Source organism: Celeribacter sp. PS-C1 (assembly GCF_019429625.1).
Classification (GTDB): domain Bacteria; phylum Pseudomonadota; class Alphaproteobacteria; order Rhodobacterales; family Rhodobacteraceae; genus Celeribacter.
In genome coordinates, this window is sequence record NZ_JAHXRW010000023.1 from 1 (window position 1) to 12,422 (window position 12,422).

General features: G+C 57.5%; 10 protein-coding genes. 4 read left to right on the forward strand and 6 right to left on the reverse strand.

Annotated elements, in window-relative coordinates; genetic code table 11:
- Positions 1 to 50: 50 nt before the first annotated feature.
- From J5Y17_RS18675 to J5Y17_RS18695, 5 genes are all read right to left on the reverse strand, one after another.
- On the reverse strand, positions 51 to 1,466 hold the full coding sequence (locus J5Y17_RS18675) for a class I adenylate-forming enzyme family protein (RefSeq protein WP_219787375.1): 1,416 nt from the start codon (positions 1,464 to 1,466) through the stop codon (positions 51 to 53).
- Positions 1,463 to 2,056, reverse strand: a complete 594-nt coding sequence (locus J5Y17_RS18680) for a hypothetical protein (protein WP_219787376.1) — start codon at positions 2,054 to 2,056, stop codon at positions 1,463 to 1,465. Before J5Y17_RS18680 ends, J5Y17_RS18675 begins: the two co-directional genes overlap by 4 nt.
- A 251-nt stretch (positions 2,057 to 2,307) precedes the next feature.
- Positions 2,308 to 2,553 (reverse strand): acyl carrier protein, encoded by a 246-nt coding sequence (locus tag J5Y17_RS18685; RefSeq protein WP_219787377.1) that lies wholly within the window; start codon positions 2,551 to 2,553, stop codon positions 2,308 to 2,310.
- Between the two features lie 100 nt (positions 2,554 to 2,653).
- Positions 2,654 to 3,781 (reverse strand): glycosyltransferase, encoded by a 1,128-nt coding sequence (locus tag J5Y17_RS18690; protein ID WP_219787378.1) that lies wholly within the window; start codon positions 3,779 to 3,781, stop codon positions 2,654 to 2,656.
- Positions 3,782 to 3,957: 176 nt separating this feature from the next.
- On the reverse strand, positions 3,958 to 4,602 hold the full coding sequence (locus tag J5Y17_RS18695; protein WP_219787379.1) for a sulfotransferase family 2 domain-containing protein: 645 nt from the start codon (positions 4,600 to 4,602) through the stop codon (positions 3,958 to 3,960).
- A 252-nt stretch (positions 4,603 to 4,854) separates the two neighbouring features.
- Between J5Y17_RS18695 and J5Y17_RS18700 the strand changes: the two genes are divergently transcribed.
- Positions 4,855 to 6,336, forward strand: a complete 1,482-nt coding sequence (locus J5Y17_RS18700; protein WP_219787380.1) for a class I adenylate-forming enzyme family protein — start codon at positions 4,855 to 4,857, stop codon at positions 6,334 to 6,336.
- A 122-nt stretch (positions 6,337 to 6,458) separates the two neighbouring features.
- Here J5Y17_RS18700 and J5Y17_RS18705 read toward each other — a convergent pair whose 3' ends face one another.
- Complete coding sequence (locus J5Y17_RS18705) at positions 6,459 to 7,604, reverse strand: phosphopantetheine-binding protein (protein WP_219787381.1); 1,146 nt, start codon at positions 7,602 to 7,604, stop codon at positions 6,459 to 6,461.
- Positions 7,605 to 7,848: 244 nt separating this feature from the next.
- Here J5Y17_RS18705 and J5Y17_RS18710 point away from each other — a divergent pair, with 244 nt between their 5' ends.
- From J5Y17_RS18710 to J5Y17_RS18720, 3 genes are all read left to right on the forward strand, one after another.
- The gene (locus J5Y17_RS18710; RefSeq protein ID WP_219787382.1) at positions 7,849 to 8,802 is read left to right on the forward strand and encodes a TAXI family TRAP transporter solute-binding subunit; all 954 of its coding nucleotides are present in this window, start codon (positions 7,849 to 7,851) and stop codon (positions 8,800 to 8,802) included.
- A 50-nt stretch (positions 8,803 to 8,852) separates the two neighbouring features.
- Positions 8,853 to 10,742: a TRAP transporter fused permease subunit gene (locus tag J5Y17_RS18715; RefSeq protein WP_219787383.1), complete on the forward strand. Its 1,890-nt coding sequence runs from the start codon at positions 8,853 to 8,855 to the stop codon at positions 10,740 to 10,742.
- A gap of 103 nt (positions 10,743 to 10,845) precedes the next feature.
- Positions 10,846 to 11,910, forward strand: a complete 1,065-nt coding sequence (locus J5Y17_RS18720) for a hypothetical protein (RefSeq protein WP_219787384.1) — start codon at positions 10,846 to 10,848, stop codon at positions 11,908 to 11,910.
- Positions 11,911 to 12,422: the final 512 nt, after the last annotated feature.

Consider the following 12,422-nt stretch of genomic DNA (forward strand, 5'->3'; position numbering starts at 1 on the left):
TCAGACACCTACATACCGCCTTCGGGCGGATCTCTGCGCGGCTAAACGCCTCATGGAAGCGTTGACGAGCCTGCTGCCGTGGCGACGACCCTCTTTCCCGAGGCGGAAATGCAAAGCGCGCGAAGAATGTCGATGCGATGAGGGACGGCATGGGTTTCAAGGACGGCGCAATGCGCAATCAGTGTCGCAGAATCTGTCTGTGCTCCCTCTTTCAAGACAACTTGCGCAACAGGGACAAGCCCGAGGAGACGATGGTCTTCCGCGTGACAAACCGCGTCGCGGACATCTGGATGGCGCATCAATAGGGCTTCTATTTCCAGCGGATTGATCAACTTTCCACCGGTCTTGAACAATCTATCCTGGCGCCCGAAAAAGCAGAGGCTTGCGTCGTCAACCGTACAAACAATGTCGGTTGAGGTGAAATATCCGTCTGTATCAACGCCGGCGTATTTGTTCTCCGGTTGAATGTAGCCCAAACAGACACTCGGACCTCTGAGTGCGAGACGACCAGCGCCAGAAGGCAAGCCTTCCTGTTCCACAGGAACGACGCGCCATTCGAAATGGTCAAAGGGAACCCCAACACACAATCCACCCTTATACTCGGTCACGGATTGACAGTGAGAAATACGGGGACCGGCCTCAGTCATGCCATAGAGCAGACGGAATTGGCTTTGCGGAAAGGCTTTGGCGAGATCTGTGACCATTTCGGAAGTCATGTATTCGCCGCCTGTGGTGACCAGGCGCACTGAGTCAAATGGCTCTCCTCCCCAATAGGCGAGGAAGAGGCGCATAAGAGAAGGCGGGCCCTGCATGACGGTAATCTTTTCGCGTCGAATGGCGGACTGAACCACCGTCAACGGTGCGCCTGGTACGAAGAGGCGCAACGCTGCGCCGGAAAGCAGGCCTGTGACGGATGCGCCCATCAGCCCATACATGTAGGTCAGAGGTGTTGGCACCGCGATGATGTCGCCTTCGGAAAAACCAAGATCATCCGCGATCGCACTCGCGGTCGCCAAAACGCCTTCCGCGGGCAGTGCAACGAGCTTCGGCGTGCCGGTCGTGCCGGACGTGCACATGACCAGCGCCTCATCGCGAGCGGTGAAAGGAGGGGCATCCTCTTGAGAAACATGCTGGGGGTGTTGTGGCGTTGTGTCGGACAGGATCAAGACCGGCTCCGCAATCCCGCTGATGCGTTTGAGGCTCTCCTCCGTTTGCCCTTCGCGCAGAACGACAGGAACCAAACCGCGGCTCCAGCAGGCAAAGACGCGCAGCAGCAAAGTCGCGGGTTCTGTCGGGACAAGCAGTACTCTCGCAGGTCTTCCCATGTCCGCACGACGCGGAAGTTTACCGGCTTCGACATTAACGCGCGCGACAAAGTCGGCGTAGGTGAGGGTTTCATCCTCGCCGATAACGGCGGTCGCATGTGCGTGAGCCTGCGCCACCTGCAAAAAACGATGCCAGATCATGCGTTGAATTCCTTGCGAAACGGAGGCGCGAGAAAGCGCAGGTTTTCAGGCGAGGTCTCAATCACAGATGAAATTACGCCCCAATACGCCATGATCCATGCCCTCTGATATTCTTCTGCAGAAAGAGAACGATCCGGCGCTTGAATCGGAACGCAGCGCAGCCCAATCCGCTCGCCCTCCCACAGGGCCAGCAAGACGAAGCTCTTTACATTCAGCATACGGGCGAGAGCGGGCACGCCGGGTGAGAATTGCCAGCTGCGACCAAAGCGTTCGATTGTCAGCTTGTCTTCCGCTCTTTTGCCGTCGACCGCGGCATAGAACACGCCGCCTTTGCGCAGTTGCATGGCGCCTTGAAGCAAGACTTGCGATCTCGTCTCCGGGTCGCGCGGGTCGAGGAAGAGGCCGCCACGCTTTGACATCCAGTCGGGCATGTCGCCGGTATTGGTCACGATGGCCGGCTCAAGAAAGCGGTCAAGGATGACATTCATGGCATATTTCGGCGGGCCGATGTGGGCGGCGGCCAAAATCACACCCTGCTGTTGGAGAGCTTGATCCACCTCCGACCAATCCGGAGGGAGGAGCAGTTGCATCGCCTCTTTGCGGGTATCGGGATCATAGAGATAAAGGCGGACAAGTTCGCCCGAGGCGATACCCCACCAACTCCGAGTGCACCAGTCACGCCGCTGAGCGCGGCCACCCGAACAAAACTGTTTGGAGCGTGCCCAAAGCCTCGGGTGTGGAGGCTGGCTCGCGGCCCGCTCACGTAGCGCGCTGAGCTTCTCCTCAAGCGTTCCCGGTTCGGCGGCGTGCTGAGCGGGGGAATAGCGTTTGGGGCGTCGTATCAGAGTGATTGGATAAATTGGACCAGCCCCCCGACTGTTGCCAGATCGTCGCCCGTGAGAGACTCCGTGCGGAGGCGGACGTCCGTTTCCGCCTCGATCGTGAGCAACAATTCGAGCGTCGCGATGGAATCCAGCCCAAGCCCCGAAGCACCGAGTTTGGTGCTGTCGTTGAGCTGGTCTGCGTCAACCTTGGCGGCTTTGGCCACGGCATTCAGGATGATATCTTTTAATTGGTTGTCGTCCATTTTGATCCGTTACTTTTTACTGGGCCAGTAGGGCGGTTTGGTAGCATGCCCATCGAAGGTGGGGCCGAGGCAAATTTCTATCTTCCGCACTTTTCAGGGTCTAGCGCCACTGCGCAAGGGTTTGTTCCAAATCCCCGAGCAGCCGCCTGTTGTCGTAATATTCGCAGGCACGTTTTCGGCCTTCTGTGCCCATCCGGGCTGCTTTGTCCGGATCGTTCGCAAGTTCAGAAATCGCAGCGTGAAATCCGTCTTCATCGTGTTCCGCAACCAAAAGGCCGTTTTCGCCCTCGATCACAGCTTCGGGAATGCCCGCGTGCCGTGTAGAGATCACGGCCATGCCCGAGGCCATCGCTTCCTGAATGGACGTCGGCAGGCCCTCGGTGTTGCCATTCTTTGCAGTGACGGAATGCTGGAGCAAAATCGGGGTCCGGGCCATCAGCTCGCAGACCTTCTCATGCGGCAGCGCGCCGGTGAAGGTCACGCGGTTGTCCATGCCCGCGGCCGAGGTCAGCGTGCGGCATGTGTCATCGAGTGGCCCCTCTCCAACCACAGTCAGATGGGCTCGGTCAGATGATTTCGCGACCTCGAGGAAGGCGCGCAGCATCAGATCGGGGGCTTTTTTCTCGATAAGACGCCCGACGAAGAGAAAACTCGAGGGGATTTTCTCCGCGGGTTGAAATACATCGGTATTGACGCCGCTGGGGATGACCATCGATCTCGGGTGCGCGATGTCATGCGCTGCGAGGTTGTCCAACAGGAATTGCGACACCGCGAAGACGCCGCTCCAATACGGAATACACTTGCGGTAGGCGCGCAGTTTGCTCGGGCTTTGAAGCGACTTCGACGCGTCATAGCCTCTGAAATAGCTGAAAAGTGGAATGCCAAGTTCACAGGCGAGAGGTGTCAAAGCGACCGCTTCGGGGCCAAATTCCGCGAGGATGAGATCGGGCTTTTGCTCTGTCAGAAAGGTCTCGACACGGGTGTGCGCTCGTCCACGCGGCAGCGAGGTGGACCCATATCTGGACATGTATTCGAACGTCTGAACAAGCTTTTTGAAGGTGACTTCAACTTCGTTGCGGCGCGACATGATCTGTTTGTCCAGCGGATTTCCCGCCTTGGCGGTGTTGAACAGAACGCATGTGTTGCCGCCAAAAAGGTCCGAGATATGACGGTTCACAAACGTCTCGCCCGGGGCATGGTAGGTGCCGGTCGCAATACATGCTTTCATGATACCTCCCTGTCGACTTTGTGCCATTGGCAAAAAAAATCGTTCTGCTTTTGCCGCTAGGTAAAGCTTTAGGCAGTAAGAAGGCCCACGCATGGTTTTGCAAGTTTGTTTTGAACGCGCGTATCAGGCATCGGCTTGAGATGTGGGGGCGGAGGCTTCGCCGACGAACACGCGGTTCAGGTGTACCAGCTCTTGTAATCGGGGGCATAGAAGGCACGGAGTCGTGCTTTTGCTTTGTCTGTCAGGACGAGGTCGTGCTTTTTGCTAGAATTCAGTCGGGGGACTTCGCCCGTGGCGCTCAGTCCGAGCTTTTGCGTCACCGCGTCGTAGACGTTCTGGAGCCCGTCTTCGAAACGGAACACATGCAACCCCGGCCAGTCGGTGAACGCGGATTGCGGGCGCACATGATTGCTGTCCCAGTACGGGTGCTTTTGATACTTCTTGAAACAACGGGCCTGCCAGGCTTCGAAGTAGCGGCTCAGTTGGATGGGGCTCATCTGGTCGAAAGGCTGCGACCGTAGATAGCGGCCAAACCTGCGGGTTTTCTTAGTTTTGTGACGATGGAAAAATTCGCTGACCATCCGGTCTTCCGGATGGCGGACAATCGCAAACGCGTAGTCTGGCGCGACATGTGGAACCAGTTGTGACAAGGGAGCAGCGTGCAAATGCTGCGGTACGCAGGGGAGCCAGTCGATCTCTTGCCCAATAGAGCCAAGGATCGGTGCGCCCAAACTCCGAAGCCAGAAGTCGACGGATGTGCCTCCCGTTTTCGGGATATGCATGAACAGGATCAGCTTCCCGTTGATGTGATAAAGGGGCATGACACACCCTGCGTTCATTGTTTCCGTCAAAAATCTAAAGGCGCTGTCCGAGCTTGTCACGGCGTTTCTCTTTGGCGTGCGAGGCCATGGTGTCAGGCTTTGGTGATGATGCTTTACTCAAGGTGAAAAGATATATGTCCGGACGCTCCCAAAGCATTGCGAAATCCTGCTTTCCTCGCCAAGGTGAGCGCGCGGCGCCCTTGAAATCGAGGGCTTGGACGCCCCGAATTGCCTAAAAGGAATTGATCTCGCATGCAGACTGACAACCAGACCAACCTCGCAGATACGTTTCACGCATTGGGCGCCAGCTTTCGGGACCGTGCGGCGCTTGTGTCTGGGGCACGGTCGGTCTCCTTCGCGGAACTGACAGAGATCGCGGCGCAATGGGCGCGGCAGATTCAGGCGGAGGGTCTGAAGTCCGGAGATCAGGTCGGGCTCGCTCTGCGCGACAGCATTGATACCGTGATCGCCATGGTCGGTCTCTGGATGATGGATGCGGTTGCCGTGCCGATCGATTTTAGAAATCGCGGCGATGAGCGGACACGGCTTGCCGAGGAATTCGATCTGGCTGCCATCCTTGAGGATCGCGACCAATCCAACGGCGCATATCGTTCCATTGTTTGCCATGCAGGCTGGAAAGATCTGGCGTCGCAACAGCCCAAGGCCCCCATCGAACGGATCGGGGCAGAGGCCTATCCCGCGCTGATTTCCCTGACGTCCGGGACAACCGGGCGTCCTTTGGGCATCGTCGCGGGGCATCGAACCATTCTTCTGAGATCTATGGGGTATGGCTTTGAGGCCGCTTATCCGTTCGGCGGGACGTTTCTCAACGCCTACCCCCTCTCGTTCTCCGCATCGCGCAACCATACGATTGGTCAGTTGATGCGCGGGGCGACAGTTCACTTTCACCCTCCGATTTTTTCGCCCGAAGAATTGATCAATAAGGTGAATTCTCTTGGCGTCACCTTCCTGTTTGCGGTGCCTGCAACGGTCAAAGCGATGTTGGCGCTCTCGGAGGGCAAAGACGAGCCGCTCATGCCGAATTTGAAAATGCTCTACTGTGGCGGCTCCGGGATGGAGGCCTCGGACAAGCGGCGGGCCGCACAGGAACTGACCCCGGGCTTTCTTCACTGTTTTTCCTCGAGTGTCTCAGGCACCTGCTCGGTCCTGTCGGGACCGGATATCGAAACCCGAAGCGACACGGATGGCCGCGTCCTGCCGACCGTTCGCATTGAGATTGTCGATGAAAACCACGAGCCGCTGCCAGCGGGGGAAGTGGGCGCGATGCGGGTGCGAAGCCATGGCATGGCGGAAGGGCTTTATAAGAACCGCGCCCGCGAGACAGGGGACAAAATCCGCGACGGCTGGGCCTACACCGGGGACTTGGCAAAACTTTCTCAGGACGGCTTTCTTTCGATTGTCGGACGTAGTTCCGATCTGATCATCCGCGGTGGTGCGAATGTCTACCCTGCAGAGATCGAAACTGTTCTCAGCGGCGTGCCCGGAGTCGAAGATGTCGCGGTCACGGGGTTTGACAGTGCGGAATTCGGTGAAGAAATCGCGGCTTTTGTGGTGACGCGTGGCGATGTGAGTGAGGGCGATCTGGCGGCCGAATGCCGCGTTCAACTGTCGTCGGACAAGCGTCCCAGAAAATTCGTGTTCCTCGACAGCCTGCCGCGCAACACCAACGGTAAAACCCTGCGCCGCGAATTGCGGGCCATGCTCGAAGACTGAGGTTACGCTTAAAGCGTTTTCTCAAAAAACATGAGGCACTCAGTTTTTGAGAAACGCAGCAACATCAATTCAGTGTGGCAACGTTTTTCGCTCAATCTGATTCAGATTAAACGAAAAACGCTTTAGGCCACGTCAGCTTTGGGCGCTGCCTGAGACAGAGGTTCAAGCAGAATGTGTTCCATGCGTTCCGCCACGATTCCAGCATTCGCCTTGCCGATGTCGCCATGCGTTTCGGACATAATCTCGATGCTTCGGTTTGGGAGGAAACGCTCCCAGACCGAGCGGTCGGAGGACAGCGTTTTCGCGCGTTGCTTTGAGGCGAGGATCGTTACCTTTCCGGCATAAGGTGCAGGCCATGCGAAACGGTAGGCGACGATCAGTCGGGCCCGCGGCAGGTTGCGCAGTCCGACGTCACGGTGTTTCCAGAATGGGCCGCGCTTTTTCAGGCGCGCGATCCAGGCTTCATTGATGAGACAGGACAGCACGCGGAATGAATTTTCCACCGTGTCTCTGGCGTGGTCCAAAGCGGAGGCGCCGGTTACGGGAGAATAAATCAGTCGAAATTTGGTGCGTTCCAAAAGGCTGGCAGTACCTTGCTCGACCTTTGATTGTAGCGCATGGCGTTTTTGCACGCGTTTTGGGGCGCTGGGATCAAGCAAAACGAGACCGGGAACGTCGCGCCCGGCTGCTTCGAGCTGTGACATCATCTCAATGGCGATAAGTCCCCCCGCGCAGAAGGCGGAGAGAAGAACCGGACCTTCCGGGTAGTCGTGCATGATTTGATCGACATAAGCCGCGGCAACCCCCGGAATGTCGTCTGGATAGGCCGTGCGGGACCGGATGCCGGGAAATTCGAACATGACAAGTTTGGTGCCCTGCTTGAGCCCGGCATAAAATTCTGGTCGAGGGGCCGTGTAACCGCCCTTGCCATGCACCACGAAAATGGGATGCGAGTTCGCGACCAGCTCTTTCTTACCTGCCGACAAATATTCCGCGATGAGACGGGGGGATGGATATTCGAAGATCGCGGAGACTGCGAAATCCTGTCCCGTCTTTTCCTGAAGCATGAGGCTGATCTGTTCGCCCATAAGGGAGTCGCCGCCCAAGTCGTAAAAGTCGTCGTCAAGCCCCACGGGGACGACCTTCATGATGTCGGAGAAGATGTCGCAGACGAGGCGCTCGGCATCGGTTGAAGGCTGTACGAAGTCATAGGGAAGCCGGAGGGCATCGCGTGCGGTGACGTCAGCGTTCGGTTGATTGGGTGCCATAGTCTCTTTCATGCATCTTTATCAGAATTCAGAGGAACGCCAAAGCCAGGTCGCGCAGATCAGCAGACAAGCAGAGGCTCCACCTGGAGATGAGGTTTTGGGCTTTGTGTCGGTGAATTGAACGCTAGAGCAAGCTCAAGAAGCACGCAAGCGCAGAGCTTTGGACATAGTGATTGATTTGATGGGACCTCTTGTTACAAGCGTTGGGGACAAGAGTTCAAAAATACCCGGGGGGATCCGCCTTATGTTCAAGACCCTAATTGCAGCTTTGATGACGGTGGGGGCGATTGCGCCCGCGATCGCAAATGCCGAACCTCAGACTATCGCGTCGGCAGGCCAGGGCTCCAGCACCTATAACTATGCGCTGGCGATCAGCAAGGCGGCCAATGCGGACAGTGACATGGATCTGCGCCCGCAGCCCTATGACAGCACCAGCCAAGCAAGCCCCTTCGTCAATTCCGGCGAGGTGGATTTCGGTCTGGAAAATGCGATTGCCGTTCGTCAGGCCATGCTGGGGGAAGGTCGCTTTGAGGGCCACCAGATGGAGAACCTGCGGCTTGTGGGGCGCCTTTTGCCGATGCGTATGACGCTGGGGGTTCGCGAAGACAGCGGGATCACTTCGGTGCAGGAGCTCAAAGGAAAACGCGTGCCGTCCGGCTTTCTTCAGGCGGTGACTGGCGAAGCCTTGATCTCCACCATGCTGGCCGCCGATGGGCTGTCCTATGATGATGTCGAGCGGGTTCAGGTCGCGAACTTCACTGCAATGGCGGAGGCTTTCGTGGCGGGAGATACGGATGTGCTCATTCACGTCATCGGAACGCCGCGCGACGAACAGGTATCGCGCAACGTGAACGGTCTGCGCGCGTTGCAGCTGGGCGGTGCCGATGATGCCGCCGATCAGGTCAAGTCGCTTATGCCTGTGGCGAGCCTCCAGATGCTTGAACCGCATCCGAAACTCACGACGATCAAAGAGCCGACGCAAATCCTTCAGTATGACTACTTCATCTACACCAGTGCCGATGAAGATGACGCGACGGTCACGGCGCTGCTTCAAGGGCTTTATGAGGGTAAAGACGCGATGGTCGAGTCCGTGGCCAGCCTCGAATGGTTTCAGCCGGATGCCATGTATGTCGATGTCGGTCTCGAGTACCACCCGGCGGCAATGGCCTTTTACAAGGATCATGGCCAAGTCCAGTAAGCGCGATGCAGCTTGATCGAACGAGACTGCCGGGCAGGGTGCTTCACGGATTGATCACCCTTTCCGGGATTGGCGTGGTGGTTTCGCCGTGCCTGTGGGCGATTGATCCCTTCGATTGGCTGCGCGCGACCATGATCTTTGATCAGTTTCTGGCGATTGAGCTGGCGCTCGCGCTTGGATTCATCCTTTGGGTCCGGGCACGAAACGTCTCCGCCTCTCTTGCAGCTGGGCTTCATGTTCTAGCGGGCTTTGTTGCGCTGGGCGCGGGGCTCTTTCTGTTTCACCATTTCTCTGGTGAGGCGGCGCTGTTCATCATGCCCACCCCGACGCTTTTGTCCGTCTCCGTGGTGCTGATTGCGGTCACTCTTTTGGCGACACTTCTTACCAGCGGCCCGATGATGGGGCTTTTGCTCCTCGGGGTGCTGATTTTCGGTTATTTGGCACAGTTCTTCCCCGCGCCGTTCAATGCCGCCTCGGTCGATATGAAGCGCTACACTGTGTATCTGGTGTTCGGGGGGAACGGGTTTCTGGGGCGCACGCTCGGCGTGATCGCGGGCACGGTCACGATCTATATCATCTTTGGCGCCGTCTACGAGATTTCCGGGGGCACGGCCGCGATCGATGCGCTCGCCCGCAAAATGTCCCAACGTGGCAAAGGCATGGCGATCAAAGCCACGATCGTGTCCTCGGGGTTGTTCGGCATGGTGTCCGGCAGCGCAAGCTCAAACGTTCTGACCTCGGGCGCTTTTACGATTCAGGCCATGCGTCGTTTCGGGCTTTCGGGCGCCAAGGCGGGCGGCATCGAGGCCGTGTCTTCGACGATGGGGCAAATCACGCCGCCTGTGATGGGAGCCGCCGCCTTTCTCATGGCGGATTTGACCGGTCTGTCCTACGGCAACATTGCGTTGGCGGCGGCCATCCCAGCCGTCCTTTGCTATGCCGTCATGTTCGTGCAGGCCAGTTGGCTTGCCGGTCGCATTGAGGTTGGCGAGGGTGCCCCGCGGCCGACCGCCGAGGCGGGCGCTGGCGAGCAAGATCTGCCCGAGTTGGCATGGCGTGACCTATGGCACTTGCTGCCGGTGATCGTGATCGTGACGGTCATGTTCAAAGGTGACCGCATGACGGAAATGGCCGGGATCGGCGGCATTGCTGCGGCGTTGCTCTCCGGCTGGATTTTGCATGGGCCTTCCGAACTTTGGACCCGGTTTAAGGACGCGGCGCATCGGACCTCTACAACAACAGCTTCTTTGGTGATCGCGGGATCGGCGCTGGGCGTTGTTCTCGGGGTTTTGGGCATGACCGGTCTGGATGTCAGTCTGACGCTGGGAATCCGAGAGATCGGTGAGACGAGCCTGTTGCTGTCGCTGTTGTTGACTGCGCTTTCTGCCATGGTCTTGGGGGCCGGGATGGCGACAACGGGTGTCTATATCGTTGTGGGCACTTTGCTCGCGCCGGGGCTTGTCGCGCTGGGCGTGCCTTTGATCGCCGCACATTTGTTTGTCCTGTATTTCGGCGTGGTCTCCATGATCACGCCGCCAGTTGCCTTCGCGGCCCTCGCCGCAAGCGGCATCTCAGGCGCCTCCTTCACCAAAACGGCTTGGGAGGCCATGCGTTTTGGGTGGATCATCTATGTCTTGCCCTTCGTCTTCGTCTATGCGCCCGAGCTTTTGATGGTGGGAGACCCTATCCGGATCGTCGCGGGTCTTGTCGGCGCCATGACAGCGATCCTTGCTGTGGATCGTCTTGTGGCCGGAGAGGCGCGGGCCATGTCAGGCGTCGCCGCGATTTGCGTTCTGTTGTCGGCCTATGCGCTCTTCGCGCCGGCAGAGGATGCGATCCTGTCGCTCGGGGCGGCTATTTTCTCCGCCTTTGCGATCGTAGTCTTGAAAAGCATGGACGCGCGCGGCGCGAAAACTGCAGCGGCGGCAGGGGAAGACTGATTGGCAATGAAACCCGTGCACGCGGGATGGCTCGTTCTTGCTTCATGTTGCTCCGCTCGTGAACCCTGCCCTATAGTTCAGAAAAGACGTTTCAGGTGCCCGCATGACTTCCCTTAAGCCAAAGCTGGTTCTCCATGTTGGAATGCCGAAGACCGGCTCCAGCGCACTTCAGAAATGGTTCGCGACATCGCGCGCCCATCTCCTGACGCAAGGGGTGCTCTATCCTCAGAGCAACAAGAACAAGTCGCATCCCTTTTTGTCCTTGCCCCTCGATTTCGAGGCCGATGGGCAACGTCTTTTGGTGGATGAAATCGGGCGTTCCCAGATCAAAGCGGATCAGGTCTTTGAGAAGACTTGGACCGCTCTGGAGGCAGAAATTCGTGTCACCTCACCCGAGACCGTCGTGCTGTCGACCGAATATCTGTTCAAGCGCATCGGGAATAAAGGGCGCGAAAGGCTCTTGCGCGCGATTGACAGAACCTTCTCTGAAACCAAGATCGCAATCTATGTGCGACAACCTTCGAAGTTCTACGCCTCCCATGTCCAGCAGAGGATCAAGCACTCGGCAACGCTTCCCGCCATTCAGCCCGTAAGCTGGCGAAGGAAGATTGAGGCTTGGGAGGAGGCGTTTCCGGGAAGCGTGTCGATCCGGACATATGAGAAAAGCGCACTGATCGCCGGCGATATCATCGCAGACTTTCTGACCTCATACCTTGGTCTGACGCGTCATGACACGCCAGGAGAGGCGACCGTCAACGAAAGCATGTCCGCCGAAGCGGCTCAGGTGCTTCAGGCCTTACAACTCGACCGCTTTCCGGGGCAGGACGATGTCGTGATCCCGGAACGCAACAGGCTGCGCAAAAAGGTGCTGGAGGTAGACAGGAAGCTGTCCGGCTTCACGCGACCGAAGCTCTTGGCCAAAATTGCCGACCACATAGACTATGCGTCGACGGATCTCCTGTGGTTGCGTGATGAATATGGCATCCTGTTTGATCATCTGGACTATGCGCGCGTGACGGATCGCCCGGAAGGGCATCTCCCTGCAGATCAGATCAGCGATGTTTTCGAAATCAATGCAGAGCGTTTGTCCGCGCTTGAAAAAGTCATGGCGGAGGCGCGGGGTGTGACGTGGCTCAAAGCCTGCGCGAAGGCCTTGGGGCTTTCATAAGGGATTTGGTCTCTTTGTAATGGACGCCACTGGCACTGCTGTTTTTGTGCAGCAGATTCAGCATGGTCAACGGAAGACAGTGCGAGCGTTGCGCTCAAATCCCTCCGAGTCGGCCGCACGATTCACTTCTGTTCCGATTCCTCGCGGCGCTATTTGAAAGCATTCCACGGAGTGATTGGAGGAAGCTCCCATACTTAATTGTTTATATACAATGAGATAGATTGTTTCTGTATGGAGTGTGGTGAACTCGAGGTCTCGGCTTGGCGAGTCTCTGATGCCTCGTGACACAGACGTCTTTATGGTCCCCTATTTCCTCTTTTTCTGTATTTTCCTATGATTTTTATGTAGTTATATCAGTGGCTTGTTTGATTTTGGGGTTGAGTTGTCACTTTTCTTATAAAAAGCGCTTGCGGGTTCTGGGTGTTCGCCTTAGAACCCCCTTCACCGGCGGCGCAGACAGCGCAGCACGGGACGCCAGACGGACTGGCCGGGGTGCTCGAGAGGGTGACTTG